This is a genomic window from Actinophytocola sp., from assembly GCF_036402745.1.
GTDB lineage: Bacteria > Actinomycetota > Actinomycetes > Mycobacteriales > Pseudonocardiaceae > Actinophytocola.
In genome coordinates this window covers 21956-41202 of sequence record NZ_DASWSJ010000030.1, presented here as the reverse complement: position 1 = coordinate 41202, position 19247 = coordinate 21956, and the positions used below count along the sequence as shown (strand labels likewise).

General features: G+C 69.9%; 17 protein-coding genes. 13 read left to right on the top strand and 4 right to left on the bottom strand.

Annotation, left to right across the window (positions count from 1 at the left end; all coding sequences use genetic code 11):
• The 9 genes from VGD70_RS02530 to VGD70_RS02490 form a co-directional block, all read left to right on the top strand.
• Positions 1-695, top strand: a 695-nt coding sequence (locus tag VGD70_RS02530) for an ABC transporter permease (protein WP_331077664.1), incomplete at its 5' end; no start/stop codon positions are given.
• Between the two features lie 31 nt (positions 696-726).
• Positions 727-2502, top strand: a complete 1776-nt coding sequence (locus tag VGD70_RS02525; RefSeq protein ID WP_331077662.1) for an ABC transporter substrate-binding protein — start codon at positions 727-729, stop codon at positions 2500-2502.
• A 96-nt stretch (positions 2503-2598) separates the two neighbouring features.
• Positions 2599-3612, top strand: coding sequence for an ABC transporter permease (locus VGD70_RS02520; RefSeq protein WP_331077660.1), 1014 nt, complete (start codon positions 2599-2601; stop codon positions 3610-3612).
• A complete protein-coding gene (locus VGD70_RS02515; protein WP_331077658.1) occupies positions 3609-4691 on the top strand; it encodes an ABC transporter ATP-binding protein in 1083 nt (360 codons plus the stop codon). The genes VGD70_RS02520 and VGD70_RS02515 overlap by 4 nt, the downstream gene beginning before the upstream one ends.
• Before the next feature lie 11 nt (positions 4692-4702).
• On the top strand, positions 4703-5797 hold the full coding sequence (locus tag VGD70_RS02510; RefSeq protein WP_414637876.1) for an ABC transporter ATP-binding protein: 1095 nt from the start codon (positions 4703-4705) through the stop codon (positions 5795-5797).
• A 420-nt stretch (positions 5798-6217) separates the two neighbouring features.
• Positions 6218-7651 carry a radical SAM/SPASM domain-containing protein gene (locus VGD70_RS02505; protein WP_331077656.1) on the top strand — a complete coding sequence of 478 codons (1434 nt, stop codon included), beginning with the start codon at positions 6218-6220 and terminating at the stop codon, positions 7649-7651.
• Between the two features lie 5 nt (positions 7652-7656).
• On the top strand, positions 7657-8820 hold the full coding sequence (locus VGD70_RS02500) for an MFS transporter (protein ID WP_331077654.1): 1164 nt from the start codon (positions 7657-7659) through the stop codon (positions 8818-8820).
• Positions 8817-9557, top strand: a complete 741-nt coding sequence (locus VGD70_RS02495; protein ID WP_331077652.1) for an SDR family oxidoreductase — start codon at positions 8817-8819, stop codon at positions 9555-9557. Before VGD70_RS02500 ends, VGD70_RS02495 begins: the two co-directional genes overlap by 4 nt.
• A gap of 43 nt (positions 9558-9600) precedes the next feature.
• On the top strand, positions 9601-10452 hold the full coding sequence (locus VGD70_RS02490) for a hypothetical protein (protein WP_331077650.1): 852 nt from the start codon (positions 9601-9603) through the stop codon (positions 10450-10452).
• Between the two features lie 139 nt (positions 10453-10591).
• On the opposite strand, the gene leuA is transcribed toward VGD70_RS02490, so the two are convergent.
• Positions 10592-12382, bottom strand: coding sequence for a 2-isopropylmalate synthase (leuA, locus tag VGD70_RS02485; protein WP_331077648.1), 1791 nt, complete (start codon positions 12380-12382; stop codon positions 10592-10594).
• A 241-nt stretch (positions 12383-12623) separates the two neighbouring features.
• Between leuA and VGD70_RS02480 the strand changes: the two genes are divergently transcribed.
• Both VGD70_RS02480 and VGD70_RS02475 read left to right on the top strand, forming a co-directional pair.
• Positions 12624-12923 carry a hypothetical protein gene (locus tag VGD70_RS02480; protein WP_331077646.1) on the top strand — a complete coding sequence of 100 codons (300 nt, stop codon included), beginning with the start codon at positions 12624-12626 and terminating at the stop codon, positions 12921-12923.
• A 66-nt stretch (positions 12924-12989) separates the two neighbouring features.
• Positions 12990-13340: a hypothetical protein gene (locus VGD70_RS02475; protein ID WP_331077644.1), complete on the top strand. Its 351-nt coding sequence runs from the start codon at positions 12990-12992 to the stop codon at positions 13338-13340.
• Here VGD70_RS02475 and VGD70_RS02470 read toward each other — a convergent pair.
• Positions 13321-14829: a hypothetical protein gene (locus VGD70_RS02470; protein WP_331077642.1), complete on the bottom strand. Its 1509-nt coding sequence runs from the start codon at positions 14827-14829 to the stop codon at positions 13321-13323. The genes VGD70_RS02475 and VGD70_RS02470 overlap by 20 nt on opposite strands.
• 70 nt (positions 14830-14899) lie before the next feature.
• Between VGD70_RS02470 and VGD70_RS02465 the strand changes: the two genes are divergently transcribed.
• The gene (locus tag VGD70_RS02465) at positions 14900-16414 is read left to right on the top strand and encodes a FadD3 family acyl-CoA ligase (RefSeq protein ID WP_331077640.1); all 1515 of its coding nucleotides are present in this window, start codon (positions 14900-14902) and stop codon (positions 16412-16414) included.
• On the opposite strand, the gene VGD70_RS02460 is transcribed toward VGD70_RS02465, so the two are convergent.
• Positions 16392-16781 carry a VOC family protein gene (locus VGD70_RS02460; RefSeq protein ID WP_331077638.1) on the bottom strand — a complete coding sequence of 130 codons (390 nt, stop codon included), beginning with the start codon at positions 16779-16781 and terminating at the stop codon, positions 16392-16394. The two genes, VGD70_RS02465 and VGD70_RS02460, sit on opposite strands and share 23 nt — an antisense overlap.
• Before the next feature lie 84 nt (positions 16782-16865).
• On the opposite strand from VGD70_RS02460, the gene VGD70_RS02455 reads away from it, so the two are divergent.
• A complete protein-coding gene (locus VGD70_RS02455; protein WP_331077636.1) occupies positions 16866-17450 on the top strand; it encodes a TetR/AcrR family transcriptional regulator in 585 nt (194 codons plus the stop codon).
• On the opposite strand, the gene VGD70_RS02450 is transcribed toward VGD70_RS02455, so the two are convergent.
• On the bottom strand, positions 17418-19115 hold the full coding sequence (locus VGD70_RS02450) for a hypothetical protein (protein ID WP_331077634.1): 1698 nt from the start codon (positions 19113-19115) through the stop codon (positions 17418-17420). The two genes, VGD70_RS02455 and VGD70_RS02450, sit on opposite strands and share 33 nt — an antisense overlap.
• Positions 19116-19247 lie beyond the last annotated feature (132 nt).

Here is a 19247-nt window from a genome sequence, read left to right as displayed (position 1 = left end):
ACCCGCTGGGCGTGGAGCCCGTGAACGGGCGCGACATCCTCACCCGCATCTACGCGGGCTCCTGGATCTCCCTGCTGATCGCGGTCTCGGCCACCCTCCTGTCGGTCACCATCGGCACCGTCATGGGCGTCGTCGCCGGCTTCTTCGGCGGCTGGGTGGACACGATCATCAGCCGCGCTATGGACGTCTTCCTCGCCTTCCCGATCCTGGTGTTCGCCATCGCGCTCGCCGGCGTGGTGCCAGACCAGGCGTTCGGGCTCCAGGGTGACGGCCTGCGGATCGTCCTGCTGATCTTCGTCATCGGCTTCTTCAACTGGCCCTACATCGGCCGGATCGTGCGTGGCCAGACCCTGTCCCTGCGAGAGCGCGAGTTCGTCGACGCCGCGCGCAGCCTCGGTGGCCGCGGCCCCTACATCCTGTTCCGCGAGCTGCTGCCGAACCTGGTGGCGCCGATCCTGGTCTACTCGACGATGCTGATCCCCACGAACATCCTGTTCGAGGCGGCGCTGTCGTTCCTCGGCGTCGGTATTCGGCCGCCGACCGCGACCTGGGGCGGGATGCTCTCCGACGCCGTGCGGTTCTACACGTTGCCGCACTTCATGCTCTGGCCCGGCTTGGCGATCTTCATTACCGTGCTCGCGTTCAACCTGTTCGGGGACGGGCTGCGCGACGCTCTCGACCCGCGATCGCGATGAGGTTCCCAACTAGAAGGGGTGCACCCGCAAGATGAAACGAAAGCGCCTGTATTCCGCGATCGCCGCAGCCACGGCGATCGCGTTGGCCGCGTCCGCCTGCGGCGGCTCGGAGAGTGGTGGCGGCAGCGGCGGCGGCAGCGGTCCGGCGACCACCACCGAGCCGGCGTTCAACGCGGCCGTCGACAAGATCTTCAACCCTTCTGAGAAGAAGGGCGGCACGATCAAGCTCGCCAACAACGGCGACTGGGACTCGCTCGACACCGCCGACACGTACTACGGCTACTCCTGGAACTTCGCGCGGCTCTACGGACGCTCGCTGCTGATGTTCAAGCCGGTGCCGGGCGCGGAGGGCAACACGCTGGTGCCCGACCTCGCCGAGGACCTCGGCACGCCGAGCTCGGACCAGAAGACCTGGACGTACAAGATCAAGAAGGGCGTCAAGTACGAGAACGGCACCGAGGTCAAGGCCGCGGACGTCAAGTACGGCGTCCTGCGCTCGATCGACAAGGTCACGTTCCCGGACGGCCCGACCTACTTCAACGACTTCCTGAACCTGCCCGACGGCTATGCGGGTCCGTACAAGTCGCCGAACGTCGACACCAACCAGGCGATCGAGACCCCGGACAACTACACGATCGTCTTCCACCTGAAGAACCCGCTGTCGAGCTTCGACTACTTCGCCCAGCTGGTCTCGACCATGCCGGTGCCGGCCGACGAGGGTGGCAACAAGGGCGCGAAGTACCAGGACCACATCATCTCCTCCGGGCCGTACAAGTTCGAGAACAACCAGCCCGGCAAGAGCTTCGCCCTGGTCCGCAACGACCAGTGGTCCGCGTCGACCGACCAGTACCGCAAGGCGCTGCCGGACCGGTACGAGGTCACGCTCAACATGAACGCCGACTCGCTGGACCAGGCGCTCATGGACGGCTCGATCAACGTCGACGTCGTCGGTGACGGCGTGGAGCCGGCCGCGCAGGGCACGATCCTGCCCGACCCGGCGCTCAAGGCCCAGGCGGACAACGCGAAGCTCGCGCGGCTCTGGTACACCTCGATCAACCCGACGGTGGCGCCGTTCGACAACAAGGAGTGCCGCCTCGCCGTCGAGTACGCGGCCGACCTGACCGGCTACCAGACCGCTTACGGCGGCCCGTTCTCCGGTGGTGACGTCGCGACGACCCTCATGCCGCCGCTGATCCCGGGCTACAAGAAGTTCGACCTCTACAACACCCCGGACCACAAAGGTGACGTCGACAAGGCCAAGCAGCACCTGCAGGCGTGCGGCCAGCCCAACGGCTTCGAGACCAACATCTCCTACCGCAACGAGCGGCCGAAGGAGAAGGCCGCCGCGGAGTCGCTGCAGCAGTCGCTCGGCAAGGTCGGCATCAAGCTGACCCTCAAGGGCTACGCGCAGGGTGACTACTTCTCCCAGTTCGCCGGCAACCCGCCGTTCGTGGTCGCCAACAAGCTGGGCCTGGTCATCAACGGCTGGGGTGCGGACTGGAACGACGGCTTCGGCTTCCTGTCCCAGATCGTCGACAGCCGGGTCATCCGGGAGACCGGTGGCTCGTCCAACACCAGTGTGCGGATCCCCGAGGTCGACCAGCTGCTCGACGCGGCCGTCAACGAGCAGGACACCGCCAAGCGCGAGGGCCTGTGGGGCGACATCGACAAGCGGGTCATGGAAGAGGCCGTGATCCTGCCCGGTGTGTACGCCAAGAGCCTGCTGTTCCGTGGCAAGGGCCTGACGAACGTGTTCATCAGCCCGGCGTTCAGCATGTACGACTACCTGGCGCTCGGCGTCGCGTGACAGCCGGGATCCGGTAAAAGCACGATGTGGGGTGGCCGGTCCGGACCGGGCCGGCCACCTCCACAACGAGAACGTTCTCGCATTGGATGACAACCGTTGATTACTTACATCATTAGGCGGCTGATCGCCGCCGTGGTGCTGCTGTTCATCGTCAGCGCGGTAACGTTCTCGATCTTCTTCCTGGTACCCCGGCTCACCGGGGCGACCCCGGAGACCCTCGCCACCCGGTACGTCGGCCGCACCGCGACCGAGGAGACCGTCAAGGCGATCGCGGACAAGCTGGGTTTCTACGACTCGGTGTTCGCGCAGTACGGCCGGTGGGCCAAGGGTGTCGTCGCCGGCGACGACTACGACCTCGGCGCCGGTGTCGAGCACTGCCCCGCGCCGTGCCTCGGCTACTCGTTCCTCACCAGCCGGCCGGTGTGGCCGGAGCTGATCGACCGAATACCCGTGACGCTGTCGTTGGCGGTCGGCGCCGCGCTCATCTGGGTGGTCGCCGGCGTCTCGATCGGCGTCCTGTCGGCACTGCGAAGAGGCACGGTCTTCGACCGTGGCGCGATGGGCATCGCGCTGGCCGGCGTGTCACTGCCGATCTTCTACACCGGTCTGATGGCGCTGACGATCTTCAGCTACGGCCTGGACTGGACGGCGAAGGCCGGCCGGTTCGTGCCGTTCGAACAGAACCCCGCCGACTGGGCGTGGTCGCTGCTGCTGCCGTGGATCTCGCTCGCGTTCCTGTTCTCCGCCCAGTACGCCCGGCTCACCAGGGCGGGCATGCTGGAGACGATGAACGAGGACTTCATCAGGACGGCGCGCGCGAAGGGCCTGCGAGAACGCAAGGTCGTGGTCAAACACGGCCTGCGCGGGGCACTCACGCCGATCCTGACCATCTTCGGTCTCGACGTCGGCCTGCTGCTCGGCGGCGCGGTGCTGACCGAGCAGGCGTTCTCGCTCAAGGGGCTGGGCCAGTACGCGGTGCAGGCGATCAACGACAACGACCTGCCGAAGGTGATGGGCGTGACCATGCTCGCCGCCGTCTTCATCGTGCTGGCGAACCTGATCGTCGACCTTCTCTACGCAGTCGTCGACCCGAGGGTGCGGACCGCATGAGCCAAGAGGACATCTACGCCGAGCCCTCCGACGTCGTGGCCGAGCCGGAGCCCGTCGCGTCCGGCGCGTTCCTCGACGTGCGCGACCTGCGGGTGCACTTCCCGACCGACGACGGTGTCGTCAAGTCGGTCGACGGGCTGAACTTCCAGCTCGACCGCGGCAAGACGCTCGGCATCGTCGGCGAGTCCGGGTCGGGCAAGAGCGTCACGAGCCTGTCGATCATGGGGCTGCACAAGGAGGGCACGGCCGAGATCTCCGGCGAGATCCTGTTCAACGGGCAGAACCTCGTCGGGCTGGGCAAGGAGTCCAGGCGCCGCCTGCGCGGCAAGGACATGGCGATGATCTTCCAGGACCCGCTGTCGGCCATGCACCCGTACTACACGGTGGGCAACCAGATCGTCGAGGCGTACCGGGTCCACCACGACGTCAGCAAGGCGGTGGCACGCAAGCACGCCATCGAGATGCTGGACCGGGTCGGGATCCCGAACCCGCGGTCCCGGGTGGACGACTACCCGCACCAGTTCTCCGGCGGCATGCGCCAGCGCGCCATGATCGCGATGGCGCTGTCGTGCGACCCGGAGCTGCTGATCGCGGACGAGCCGACCACCGCGCTCGACGTGACCGTGCAGGCGCAGATCCTGGACCTGATCCGGGACCTGCAGGAGGAGTTCAACTCCGCGGTCATCATCATCACCCACGACCTCGGCGTCGTGGCCGAGCTCGCGGACGACATCCTCGTGATGTACGCGGGCCGGGCCGCGGAGTACGGCTCGGCGGACGACATCTTCACCGAGCCGCAGCACCCGTACACGTGGGGCCTGCTGGGCTCGATGCCGCGGCTGGACCGCGAGCGTTCCGAGCGGCTGCTGCCCATTCCGGGCACGCCGCCGAGCCTCATCAACGTGCCGCCGGGTTGTCCGTTCCACCCGCGGTGTGCCTATGACGAGCTGAACAACGGGCTGAGTGAGACGGAGGTGCCGGAGCTGCGGGACGTGGGCAACGGGCACCACATCGCGTGTCACCTGTCCGCGGAGAACCGGCTGCGGCTCTGGAACAACGAGATCAAGCCGAAGCTGTGAACGGGGAGAATGTGACTGCTGAAGCTGAGGCCTCGTCGCCGGCCGGCTCGGGCCCCACCTCGGGCTCGGGCGAGGAGCTGTTGTCCGTCTCCGGGCTCCAGAAGCACTTCCCGGTCCGGCGCGGCCTGCTGCAACGCAAGGTGGCCGCCGTCCAGGCCGTCGACGGGCTCGACTTCACCGTGACGAAGGGCGAGACCCTGTCGCTGGTGGGCGAGTCCGGCTGCGGCAAGACGACGACGGGCCGGCTGATCACCCGCCTCCTGGAGCCGACCGCGGGCAAGATCGTCTTCGAGGGCCGCGACATCAGCCACATCTCGGCCGGCAAGATGCGCCCCCTGCGCCGCGACGTGCAGATGATCTTCCAGGACCCGTACTCGTCGCTGAACCCGCGGCACACGGTCGGCACCATCGTCGGGGCGCCGTTCAAGCTGCAGAAGGTCAAGACCGAGCACGGCATCAAGCGGGCGGTCCAGGACCTGCTCGAGCTGGTCGGCCTCTCGCCGGAGCACTACAACCGCTACCCGCACGAGTTCTCCGGCGGTCAGCGGCAGCGAATCGGTATCGCGCGCACCCTGGCGCTGCGCCCGAAGCTGATCGTGGCGGACGAGCCGGTGTCCGCGCTCGACGTGTCCATCCAGGCCCAGGTGGTGAACCTGCTGGAGGACCTGCAGAACGAGCTGGACCTCACCTACGTGATGATCGCCCATGACTTGTCGGTGGTCCGCCACGTGTCGGACCGGGTCGCCGTGATGTACCTGGGCAAGATCGTCGAGCTGGCGAACCGCACGGATCTGTACGAGCGCCCGATGCACCCGTACACGGTGGCGCTGCTGTCGGCCGTGCCCATCCCCGACACGGCGCGCCGACGCCGCCGCGAGCGAATCCGCCTGACGGGCGATGTGCCGAGCCCGATCAACCCGCCGCCGGCGTGCCGCTTCCACACGAGGTGCTGGAAGGCCCAGGAGATCTGCTCGACGGAGGAGCCCCCGCTGGCCGAGCTGGCGCCGGGGCACCGGGTGGCCTGCCACTTCCCGGAGAACCTGGACAAGCCGCCGGTGGACCCCACGACGAACGAGCCCCCCGCGGCCGCCGCCGAGGCTCCGTAGCCCGGCTCGCCCTCCCCGCGGTTGTCCACAGGCCGCGCTGAGCTGCGCCTTTCTGTCGGTCCCGCCGGTAGGCTGGGTTCGGGGGCCGGCGGCCACACCCCGCCCCAAATCCTGTGTGGACGGTTGGCTGCGCGGTGCGCTCCGGCCGGCCTCCGGATGATCTCTTGGTCACACTTGCGTGGTTCTCGAGCAGATCTCGAGTGGGCGGTCAGAACCTGGTCACCGTCGGTAGCTAACCCGATCTGCACAGAGAGGGGGTGCGTTCAGATGGTCGAGATCGAGGTCGTGGAGACCGAGGAGGTGGTCGCCACCGTGTGGGTGGCCACCTGATGTCCGGCGGGCTGGGGCGCGTCCCGCGACGGGGCGGGCCCCGGCCAGACCGGGAAGAAGAGGGAGAGACCAAGGAGAAGAGGGAGAACAGTGCGACTTTCGCTTACGGCCGAGACACGCGTCGGCCTTGCCGATGAGCTTCGTTTCGAGGACCGGGGGTCGCACACGCTCGTGGTGTCGCCCGGGACCGGCGGGTGGACGGTCACCGCCGACCAGTCCGAAGTGGACGTTCTGCGGGCGCTCGAGACGGGACAGCTGAAGGACATCCGGCTCGAGCCCGAGCGGGTGGCCGAGCTGTTCCAGCGCGGGCTCGTCACCCTCGACGGCATGGGGTACGGCACGTCCTCCAGCCGGGTCGAGGGCCTCCAGCTGCTCGCGCCCAAGAGCACCCACAACTCCTACCCCGTGCTCGGCGTCTTCCACGTGCACAACTGGTGCAACCTCGCCTGCACCTACTGCTACACCATCGAGGACGGCGTCCCCCGCAAGCAGCTCAAGCTCGAGCTCATGCTGAAGGCGGTCGACGAGCTCGTCGCGCTGCCCACCCCGCTCACCAGCCTCGAGTTCCACGGCGGCGAGCCGACCATGGCCCTCAAGGACATCCGCCAGGTCGTCGCCTACGCCAAGGAGGTCTACGCGAAGGCCGGCAAGAAAGTCGTCTTCTCCATCCAGACCAACGGCTACAACCTCAGCCCCGCCGCCTGCGACTTCCTGGCCGACAACAACTTCTCTGTCCGTGTCTCCCTCGACGGCACTCCGGAGATGCACGACGAGTTCCGCGTCGACCACCGCGGCAAGGGCTCCTACAAGGGCGTGGTCAAGGGCATCAAGCGCCTGCAGGACAAGGGCATCGCCGTGCACGCGGTCTGCGTCGTGCACGCGGGCAACACCGACCGCATCGTCGAGATGTACGACTCCATGGCCGCGCTCGACGTCGCCAGCATCCGCTTCCTCCCGGTGTTCCAGTCCGGCAACGCCGGCGACGAGGACTGGCTCAGCGGCGACCGCTACTTCGAGTCCTACTTCACGGTCGTGCGGCACGTCGCCGCGCGGGCCCGGGCGGGCGAGAAGCTCGTGCCCCTCGCCAACCTCCTGGCCGGCGAGCTCGGGTCGCTGCGCTCGTTCCGCCGCGAGTACATGTGCATGCGAAACCCCTGCGGCGCCGGCGTCAACATGATCACCATCGACACCAACGGCGACCTCTACCCGTGCGAGGAGATGGTCGGCAAGCCGGAGTTCGTCATCGGCAACCTCGCCGAGACCGACATCCGCACCGCCGTCGACACCAGCCCGGTCGTCGAGAGGCTCCGCGAGCGGCACGTCGAGGAGATCGACGAGTGCTCCTCCTGCACGTGGAAGCAGTTCTGCCACGGCGGTTGCGTGCACAAGAGCTACACCCACTTCAAGCGCCTCGACCGCGAGTCCGAGCACTGCTCGTACTACAAGCGGATCTACCAGGAGCTGATCTGGCTCGACGTCGAGGAGCCGGGCACCTGGGAGCTCCTGTCCCCGACCGGGCGGTGAGCACGATGCGCAGGCCGTGGCCCGACCACCTCCGCAAGGTGCTGGTGGCCCGGTTGCTGCTGGGCAGCTACTTCTTCGTGCCCTACCTCGTGCTCTACGCGTCCTCAATGGACATATCGCTCTCCCTGCTCCTGGTCATCGAGGCGTTCTTCGCGCTGCTCATCGTCGTGTTCGACCTGCCGGCCGGGCACCTGGCCGACCGGATCGGGCCGCGGCAGGCGCTGGTTCTCGGCGCGTCGCTGCAGGGCGGCGCCGCGCTGCTGCTGGGCACGGTGCCCGACGCGGCCGCGTTCTGGGCCGCGCAACCGCTGTTCGCCGCGGCCACCGCGCTGACCATGGGCGCCGACGCGGCGCTCGCGGCCGGCGTGCTGCGCCGGGCCGGGCGGCCGGGCGAGTTCGAGGCGGGGGAGCGGCTGTTCCAGTCGCTGAACCTGGCGGTGACCGCGGTGGTGCTGGTGTCGGCGAGCGCCTTGTCGTTCGCCGGCATGCGGTGGACGTTCGTCGCCACCGCCGCGGCGCAGCTCGCGGCGGTCGGCATCCTCACCACGGTCGCCGACGTGCGCTCGGAGTCCGATGTGGACAGGGTGCCGCTCGGCCGGCGGCTGCGCGGGCTGGTGCGGGGGGTGCGCCGGGCGCCCGGGCTGCCGCTGGACCTGCTCGCCATGATCCTGATCGGCACCGCGTTCTCGGTGCTGCTCTACCTGACGCCGGTGTACTACGTGCGCGCCGGGCTGAGCGAGCACCTGGTCGGGGTGGCCGCGGCCGGCGTCGCGTTGGGCGCGTCGGCCGCGGCCTTCGGCCTGCCCGACCGCTGGCCGCTGCGGGTCAGTGTGGTGCTGGCCGCGCTGGCGTCGGCCGCGCTCGGCCTCGAGTCGGTGGCGGTGGTGCTGGTGGCGGCGGTCGTGGTGCAGACCGCGCAGGCCCGGCTCGTGCCGCGGTTCCGCGCGCGCGTGCTCGACGACCTGCGCGAGCACGGCGAGGCCACGGCCATGAGCATCATGACGACCAGCCGCAACCTCGGCTTCGCCGTGCTCACCCCGTTCGTCGGCGTGCTCACCGCGTGGTCCGGCCCGGGTGGGCCGGCCGCGCTGTGCGCGGTGCTGTTCGCCCTGGCCGGGCTCGCGATGTCCGTGCGCATGTCCGCGCCACGACACCTGGAGGCAGTGTGACTCCCCATCCCTGGTCACTCGCCGGCCGCACGGTGCTGCTGACCGGCGCCGCGGGCGCGGTCGGCAAGGCCGCGGCGGCGGCGTTCACCGAGGCCGGCGCGAAGGTGGTCGGCGTCGACCGCAACAAGGACGCGCTGGTCTCGCTGATCGCGACGGGCGCGCTCGCCGACGGCCTGGCCGGCGACCTGACCGACGCCGAGTTCGTGGCGCAGATCGTGGCCGACCAGCCCGAGGTGGACGTGCTGGTGAACAACGTCGGCGCCGGCACGTCGCTGATCCTGGCCGACACCACCGACGACGTGCTCGACCACATGGTGGAGATCAACCTGCGGACCGCGTTCCGCCTGTGCCGCGCCTACGCGCCCGGCATGGCGGAACGGCGGCGCGGCAAGGTGATCAACCTGTCGTCCGTGCTCGGCATGCACCCCGTCCCGACGGTGGCCGCGTACGCGGCGGCGAAGGCGTCGCTGATCGGCTTCACGAAGTCGATCGCGCTCGAGTACGCCGGCCGCGGCGTGCAGTGCAACGTGCTGGCGCCGGGCTACCTCGCCGGGCCGAAGAACGCGGAATACTTCGACTCGGACGTGGGGCAGCAGTTCGTGAAGCGCTTCATGCCCACCGGCCGGGTGGGACCGGAGGACGCGCTGAACGGCCCGCTGCTGTTCCTGGCGTCGGGCATGTCGGACCACATGACGGGTCAGGTGTTGGTGGTGGATGGTGGCTACAGCATCTGGTGAGGTCCTCGCTTCCTACTCATGGCCGAGCGCCGACGCGATCGACGTGTCCGAGTTCGGTTCCGACGGCCCGCTGATCGCCGTCGGGCTGCTGCCGCACGCCAACGAGCCGCTGGGCTCGGCCTTCGCCGCCACCGTGCCGCTGACCGGCGCGCCGGGCCGGATCGCGCTCGTGGGCCCGATCGACCCGCCGCCGCCCGAGCACCGCTTCGCGCTGCCCACGGACCCGGTGGGGTACGTGGCCGGCGGCTACCTGCAACCGCTGCCGGAGCAGGCCGAGTTCGCCCACTGTGCGAACCCGCGGACCCCCGCCCAGAACCGAGCCGCCGAGCTGCGGTCGCGCCTGGCGCAGCTGCGCCCCGACGCGGTGTTGTTGCTGCACAACGACGTCGGCGCGGCCGCTCCCTACCTGTACGCGAACCGCTCGTGGCCGGGCGCGAGCCACCGCCTGCGCACGGACCTGGCCGGCGCGTTCGCCCGCTGGCCGACGCTGGCCGCCACCTGGACGACAACCCTCGACGACCACACGTACGCGTACTTCCCCGCCGAACGCATCGGCATCGACGGCACCGAGTGCGCGGGCCTGTACATCGAGCGCGAGCTCGGCATCCCCACGCTGACGGTGGAGCTGCCGATGTTCGGCTGGGGAACCGCCGACCACACCCGCGTGACGGTGGCCGAGGCCGTGGGCAACTGGATAGCCCGAGGCGCCGCCCATGGCGGCGACACCGATCGCCTGGTGTGCGAGGTGCTGGCCGCGGTGGGCACGCGGCAGGTGCCGATGGTGAGCGCCGCGATCAGCGCGCGCGTGGTGTGGGCGGTGCTCGCCGGGCTTCGGGAAGACCTGAGCGCCCGCCACCCACGCGGACGGCGGCTGGTGGCTGCGAGACCGAGCTGACCTGGTGTTCGTCCATGCCCGGCACGGTAGCGCGCAGCACCGACAAAACTACGGCGCGTCATCCGAGGAAGGCGCGTAGTCGTACTACGCGGGCTCTTTGTCCCAGGCCTACCGCAGGTACCCCCACGCCGTCCCCCACTCAGCGATGCGCGCGGTTGATCGCCGACACCACCGCCCGCAGCGACGCGGTCACGATCGAGCTGTGGACGCCCACGCCCCACAGGACCCGGTCGCCGATCGTGCACTCGACATAGGCGGCCGCCCGCGCGTCGTCGCCGGCAGTGAGCGCGTGCTCGGTGTAGTCCAGGACCCGCACGTCGTAGCCCACCGATGCCAGCGCGTCGACGAAGGCCGCGATCGGGCCGTTGCCGGCGCCGGAGATCTCGTGCCGGTCACCCTCGACCTCGACCACCGCCGCGATCTCGTCGTGCCCCTGGCCGTCGTCGCTGATCCGGTGCTCGCGCAGCACCACCGGCGACCGCGGCGACAGGTACTCGGAGTCGAACGTGGACCACATGAGGGCGGGCGAGACCTCGCCACCCTCGCTGTCGGTGTACCGCTGGATCGCCTGCGAGAACTCGATCTGCAGCCGCCGCGGCAGGTCCAGCTGGTGCTCGGTCTTCATCACGTAGGCCACGCCGCCCTTGCCGGACTGCGAGTTCACCCGGATGACGGCCTCGTAGGTCCGGCCGACGTCCTTCGGGTCGATCGGCAGGTAGGGAACCTCCCACTCGTGGTCCTCGACCGGCCGGCCCGCCCGCGAAGCCTGGTCACGCATCGCGTCGAAGCCCTTGTTGATCGCGTCCTGGTGCGAGCCCGAGAACGCGGTGAACACCAGGTCCCCGCCCCACGGGTGCCGCTCGCCGACGGGCAGCTGGTTGCAGTACTCGACGGTCCGCCGGATCTCGTCGATGTCGGAGAAGTCGATCTGCGGGTCGATGCCCTGGCTGAACAGGTTCATCCCCAGCGTGACCAGGCAGACGTTGCCCGTCCGCTCGCCGTTGCCGAACAGGCACCCCTCGATCCGGTCCGCACCGGCCTTGTAGCCCAGCTCGGCGGCAGCCACCGCGGTGCCGCGGTCGTTGTGCGGGTGCAGCGACAGCACGACCGAGTCGCGGCGCTCCAGGTTGCGGTGCATCCACTCGATCGAGTCGGCGTACACGTTCGGGGTCGCCATCTCCACCGTCGCCGGCAGGTTGATGATCACCGGACGGTCCACAGTGGGCTGCCAGATCTCGGTGATCGCGTTGCACACCTCCACCGCGTAGGACAGCTCGGTCCCGGTGTAGGACTCCGGCGAGTACTCGAACCGGAAGTCCGTATCGGTGTACTTGCCGGCGTACTCGAGCACCATCTCCGCCGCCGACGTGGCGATCTTCTTGATCCCCTCGCGCTCCTCGCGGAACACGACCCGCCGCTGCAGGATCGACGTCGAGTTGTAGATGTGCACGATCGCCTTGTGCGCGCCCTGCAGCGACTCGAACGTCCGCTCGATCAGCTCCGGCCGGCACTGCGACAGCACCTGGATCGACACGTCGTCGGGTACCGCCCCGTCGGCGATGATCTCTCGGACGAAGTCGAAGTCCGTCTGGGACGCGGCCGGGAAGCCGACCTCGATCTCCTTGTAGCCCATGCGTACGAGCAGGTCGAACATCTTGCGCTTGCGGGCCGGCGACATCGGGTCGATCAGCGCCTGGTTGCCGTCCCGCAGGTCGACCGCGCACCATTGCGGCGCGCGCGTGATGGGCCGGTCCGGCCAGGCGCGGTCGGGCAGCGTCACGGGCTCGACGAGCTGGGCGAACGGCTTGTACCGGTGGGTCGGCATGGCCGACCCGCGCTGGGTGTTCCAGGCCGGCTGCTCGGCCGGCGCGGGGCGCGAAGGCATGCGCAGCTTGCTGTTCGCGGCGCGCTGAGTGTCCGGAATGGTCATGTGAAGGTCTCCTGGCCGGGTTCGATGAAGGAAGACCGGCAAGGCTTCGCCCCGCGGCGGGGAGCCGGTCTGGTCAGGCCCCGTCGCGGCAGCGAAGGAGGAGAACACGCGCCACGGCCGTCAGCGTAGTCACCGGGACCGGCCGTGGGGAAACCCGGGTTCCACATAGTGGGCCGAACGGCGTAGCGGATTGCTCTGGGCCGGGCGTTTCGTCACAGGGCGGTGCGGGCATCCACCGTGCATGACTACTCGTAGATGGGCCATCAGCAGCGGGCGCGGCACCGCCGCGCGAGTCATTACCGGCATTGGCGCTCTGTTCGCCGTGATCGAGGTCGTCTACATCCTCATGATCTTGTTCAGCGCGAACCCGGCGAACTCGTTCTTCCTTTTCGTCAAGTCGCTGGCCGTGCCGCTCGCGTTGTTCTTCCCGGGCCTGTTCAAGCTCGCGAACGTCAACCTCGAGGTACTCGTCAACTACGGTCTCGCCGCCGTGTTCTGGGTCGTGGTGGCCAGTTTCATCGCCCGGCTGGTCTCCCGCTGACCGGTGCCGGCGCAGCCGCCTACCCGCCGGTAGCCAGGCGGGTACCGGACGTGCCAGACTTCCACCATGGCCGCGCACAGTGAGCGCCCTGAGGACGTCGCGCAGGAGCGACGGCGAACCCCTGCCGAAGTCCGCGCGTCCGTGGTGGGAGTGCTGGCAGGTCTGGTCCGCTGGGTCGGGCTGATCTTCGCGTTGGTGCTGGTGGTGCACGTCGTGCTCACCGTCGGCAGCGCCAACCCCGACAACAGCATCACCGTCTTCTTCGCCGACGCCGCCGAGCCGCTGGCGCTGGCCTTCCGGAACCTCTTCACGCCCGAGAACGCGGAGCTGCGCGTCCTGGTCAACTACGGCTTGGCGGCGCTGTTCTGGCTGATCGTCTCCTCGGTCGTCTCCCGGCTCATCCGCCGGCTGGCCTGAGCGGGATCGCCCGGGTCATCACCTGCTCCACCGCGTTGCCGTCCGCGTCGGACGCGTGCGCACGCAGGGAGATGTCCGCCGCGTCCGCCGGGGGAGTCACGGTCGTCGTCCACCCGGCCCGGGCCGGCCGGACCGTCGCCGGGCGCCAGGTCTTCCCCGCGTCGAAGGACAGGTCCACCGTCACGGCCCGCGCGTCGCCGCCGGCCACCTCGATCGGCAGGGTCAGCGGCCGGCCCGCCACGGCGTGGTTCTCGTTGTCCAGCTTGGGAGTGAACCGCACGTTCAGCGTCGGCAGCATCCCCTCGCCGATCGGCGCGTACCCGGACTCGAACGTCCACGCCGCGTGGAACGAGCCCGGCAGCAGCGTCGCCATCGAGCCGTCGAACTCCATCCGGTACCGCGCGGGCTCCGCGGGCAGGTCGTCGAACCCGGGCTGGTCCAGGGAAGTCTCGCCGACCTTGACGCCGTCGCGGTAGAGCGTGAACCGGCCGTCGACGATGTCACCCTCGTCCAGGCCCAGGTGACCGGACTGGTCGGCGAGCCCCGCGATGATCCGGATCCGGTTGTCCAACCGCTCGATGAACCGTGCGGCCGGCAGGTACGGCCCGTAGTTCCACCGCGACGCGGGCTTGCCGGACAGGCACGACTGACCCGCGGTGAGGTCGGGCGCGAAGCACACCCGTGCGTTCCACGCCACGCCCTTGGTGAAGAACTCGGTTCGCTTGTGCGGCAACGTGATCGGCACGCCGATCGAGCGGTCGACGCCGCCGCCGACGTCGAACGCCCCGGTGTAGGCGTCGAACTTGCCGTCCAGCGTGGCGTAGTCGGCCCGCACCGTGTCCAGGTCGGCCGCGCGCACCTCCTCCCGCAGGCCTGTCCACATGCGACCTTCCTGCGCCCACTGGAGCGTGTAGTGGTACGGGCTCGCGCGGAAGTCGCCGGCCGCGTCCGGCTCGGCGAGGTTGACCTTGATGCGGCTGTGGACGCCCGCGACCGGCTCCGCCGAACCCAGCTGCGCGCTCGAGACCCGCGGGGCCTCGGCCGTGCTCACCGAGGCGATGGCCCCGCGTGCCTCGCCGTCGATGGTGTAGTCGATGTTCGAGATGATCACCGCCGCGGCGACGCGCGCGGACCTGTGCGGCACCCGTACCTCGACCGGCCGCGCCAGCCGCGCGTCCAGGGCGAGCGTGGCCGGCCCGCTCACCTCCAGCCGTGGCCAGAGCAGCAGGCTCGCCTCGGACCGTCCCGTGTAGACGATCGAGTACAGGATGTACCGGCCGGGGGTCGCGGGGATCGTGGCGGTGCCGCCGGCGCTGTCGGTGCTCAGGTGGTCGCCGGTGTCGAGGTTGATCAGGGTCGCCTCGGCGCGGGCCGCCGGCGCCCCGGCGCGGTCGGTGAACGCCAAGGTCAGCTCGGGTTCGGCCGCGGCGGCGAGGTGCCCGGGCAGGAGCGCGAGCGCCACCGCGAGGGCGATCGTTCGAAATGTCATGACAAGCAGTACGCCGATGCCACCCCCGACGTTGCGACCCAGTTTCTAGAACGTGTTCTAGTATTGGCGGGTGGACACCATCCCGGCCGCACTCGCCGCCGCCTCGGCGCGCTTCGGCGACGCCCAGGCTCTCGTCGACGGAACCGTCCGGCTGTCCTGGCGTCAGCTGCGCGAGCACGTCCGCACGGTCGCCCGTGCGCTGCTGGCCGAGGGCATCGGCCCGGGCGACCGGGTGGCCCTGTGCTCGCCGAACACGCATCACTGGGTGATCGCCGCGCTGGCCACCACCTACGCGGGCGCGACGCTGGTCCCGATCAACACCCGCTTCACCGCGGCCGAGACGGCCGACCTGCTGACCCGGACGAAGGCGGCCGCGCTGGTGGTGGCGGGTGAGTTCCTCGGCCGCGACCGGCTGGCCGAGCTGCGGGCCGGCCAGCACCCGGTGCCGGACACGGTCGTGCACATCCCGCTCGACGCGGGCGCGGCACCGGAGGGCGTCATCGCCTGGGCCGACCTCGCGGCCCGTGCCGCCGGGGTGCCCGACGCCGACCCGCGGGCGGCCGAGGTCGGCCCGGACGACGTCAGCGACATCCTGTTCACCTCCGGCACCACCGGCCGCAGCAAGGGCGCGATGAGCGCGCACCGCCAGGCCCTCGGCGTGGCCCGCGCGTGGGCCGAGCTCGGCGAGCTGACCAGCGCCGACCGTTACCTGGTGATCAACCCGTTCTTCCACAGCTTCGGCTACAAGGCCGGCATCCTCGCCTGTCTGCTGACCGGCGCGACGATCGTGCCGCAGCGCGTGTTCGACGTCGTCGAGGCGATGCGGCTGGTCGCGGCCGAGCGGATCACCGTGCTGCCCGGCCCGCCCACGATCTACCAGACGATGCTCGACCACCCCGACCGCGACGACGTCGACCTGTCCAGCCTGCGCCTCGCGGTGACCGGCGCGGCGACCGTGCCCGTGGTCCTCGTCGAGCGGATGCAGAACGAGCTCGAGCTCGACGCCGTGCTCACCGCGTACGGGCTCACCGAGGCGGTCGTCGCGACGATGTGCCGGACCGACGACGACGCGTCGACCGTCGCGCACACCTGCGGCCGCCCGGCCGCGGGCTTCGAGCTGCGCATCGACCCGGCGGCCGGCGAGGTCCTGCTGCGCGGCCCGAACGTGATGCTGGGCTACCTCGACGACCCGGCCGCGACCGCGGCCGCCGTCGACGCCGGCGGCTGGCTGCACACGGGCGACGTGGGCGAGGTCGACGACCGCGGCTACCTCACGATCACCGACCGGCTGAAGGACATGTACATCTGCGGTGGCTTCAACGTCTACCCCGCCGAGGTCGAGCAGGCGCTCGCCCGGCTGCCCGGCGTGGCCGAGTCGGCGGTGGTGGGCGTGCCGGACAAGCGGCTGGGCGAGGTGGGCAAGGCCTACGTGATCCGCCGGGACCCGGCCCTGTCGGTCGAGGACGTCCGGGGCCACTGCCTGCGCGAGCTGGCCAACTACAAGGTGCCCCGGGAGATCGAGTTCCGGCCGGACCTGCCGAGGAACCCGTCCGGCAAGGTGCTCAAGCGTCTCCTCCGGGACTGACCCGGTCCTGCTCCTTGTGCTGCCACAGCACGAGCGCCGCGCCGGTGGGGTCGTCCAGCACCGCCAGCGAGCCCTGCGCCAGCTCGACCCGCTCCCGGACCACGGTCGCGCCGAGCTCCTTCGCCCGGGCCGTGGCCGCGTCGAGGTCGTCCACCGGGACGTACGGAACCCACTGCGGGCGCCGCTCGTCGTCCGGTGCGAGCTGGGTGAAACCCGCCCACGGGTCGTGACCGTCGGTCAGCATCGGGATGGTCCGGTCGCCGGCCGGCACGTCGGCGATGGGCCAGTCGAACAGCTCGCCGTAGAAGCGCCGGGCGGTCGGCACGTCGGAAGTACGCAGGTCGAAGAACATGAACGGCAACGCCATGGTGGAGCTCCCCGTGAGTTAGGACAACTGTACTGAAAGTTAGGCCACGTGTCCTAGCGCTGGCAAGTGGCCTACCCTGACCACGTGGCGCTCAACACCTCGGCGGCGGGCGATCGCCTCTCGCCCAACCAGCTCGACAAGCAGCGGCAGATCATCGAGGCGGCCCGCGACGTGCTGGCCCGCGACGGGCTGGCCGGCTGCACCGCCCGGGCGGTCGCCGACGCGAGCCCGCTCACCAAGAGCGCCATCCACTACTACTTCGCCGACATGGACGACCTCGTCGAGGCGGCCATGGCCGGCCACATCGAGGCCACCGTCGAGCACCTGCGGGCCGCCGCGGCCGCGCACGACGACCCGCTCGAGCGGTTCTGGGCGGCCGTCACCCGTTACCTCGAGCTCTTCCAGGCCAAGCCGAACGCGGCCGTGCTGTGGTTCGACTACTGGGTCGACGCGGTGCGCCGCGACCGGCTCGACGCGGTGCGGCGCCTGCACCGCGACTGCGTGTGGATCTTCGCCGAGCTGCTCGCGGCCATCCCGGTCGGCGAGCCGCGCAAGCGCGCCCAGGCGTTGTTCCGCTACCTGGTCGGCGCGGTCGTCCAGCAGACCGTGGATCCGTTGCCGGTCAAGGAGGTCCGGTCACACGTCGCGGACCTCTGCGGGCTGGGCTGACCATATCGTCGGCATGCCCAGGGTGACCGGGGCGGCGTCATCCTTCTGGCACGCGTCGTGGCAGGTGGCGTCGAGCGTGCAGCACAGCGAGCAGATCGCGCCGTCCTGCTTGGTGCAGTCGGCGACGTCGGGCAGCTCGTAGGCCACCCCGCAGACCGTGCAGTCGTAGGTGGCCCGCAGGTCGGCCGGCTCGACGTCCGGGCCGCCGACGGTGTTCGGCCGGGCGAGGTAGTACCTGCCCTTGGTGACCAGCGCGAGCACCGGCACCAGCACGACCGCGATCACCAGCGCCAGCAGCGGGCTGAACGCGGCCAGGAAGTCGCCGAACGCGCCGAAGTACGCGGCGATCGAGATGGCCGAGCCGGTCACCATCGCGCCGAAGCCGACCGGGTTGATCTTGTGGAGGTACGCGCGCTTGAACTCGACGTAGCGTGGCGAGAGGCCGAGCGGCTTGGCGATCACCAGGTCCGCGCACACCGCGCCGATCCACGCGATGGCCACGTTGGAGTAGAAGCCGAGGATCTTGTTCAGCAGCGCGAACGCGCCGAACTCCATGAGCGCCAGCGCGATCCCGCAGTTGACCAGCACGTACCAGACCCGGCCGGGATGGCGGTGCAGCACGCGGGAGAAGAAGTTGGCGAACGAGAGCGAGCCGGAGTACGCGTTCGTCGTGTTGATCTTGATCTGGGACACGACCACGAAGATCGCCGCGAACGTGAGCGCGACCGGGCCGAGCGCCGGGCGGACCGCCTCCAGGTAAGGCGCGATCGGCTCCAGCGCGTGGGTCTCGCCGACCGCACCCAGCGCCAGGAACGCGAGCAGCGCGCCGCCGATCTGCTTGGCCGCACCGAGAATCACCCAGCCGGGCCCGGCCGCGATCACCGCCGTCCACCACGCCCGCTTGTTCGCCGCGGTCTTCTCCGGCATGAACCGCAGGTAGTCGGCCTGCTCGCCGATCTGGCCGATCAACGACAACGCGACTCCCATGCCGAGCCCGAACCCGATCGCGGAGAACGTGCCGCCGCTCCCGTCGAGCCCCGCGAACGCCGCGAAGTCGCCCAGCCGGGCGGGCTCGCGGATCGCGACCACGACGAACGGCAGGATCAGCCCGGCGATCCACAGCGGCTGGGTCCAGGTCTGCATCTTCGCCACCGCGCCCATCCCGTACAGCGCGAACGGCAGCACGATGAGCGTGGCCAGCAGGTACCCGATCGGGAGCGGCAGGCCGATCGCGAGGTCGAAGGCCTGGGCCATGATCGAGCCCTCGAGCGAGAAGAAGATCACCGTGAAGCTGGCGTACACCAACGAGGTCAGCGTCGAGCCGAAGTAGCCGAAGCCGGCGCCGCGGGTCAGCAGGTCCATGTCGACGCCGTACCTGGCGCACGCGGACGCGATCGGGATGCCGGTCAGGAAGATGATCACGGCGGCGGCGAGGATCGCGAGCACGCCGGAGGTGAACCCGTAGGTGAGGACGATGCTGGCGCCGATCGCGAAGTCGGCCAGGTAGGCGATGCCGCCGAGCGCGGTGCCGGCGACGACGAACGGGGACCACCTGCGGAACGAGTGCGCCGCGAACCGCAGCGAGTAGTCCTCGCGGTTCTCGTTCGCGGCGAGCGGGGCGTACTGGCGTTGCGGGGTTGTGTCGGCGTCCAGGGTGTCGGTCATGAAACCTGCCTCCGGGGGCCGGGACGAGAGGTCGGCCCGACGCTAGGGAGGCAAGTTTTCGGTCGTGTGCCGTCAGGTAATCACCGGGTTACGCGATGTGTCGCGCGCGCGAACGGCGCCTCCCGGCTGGGG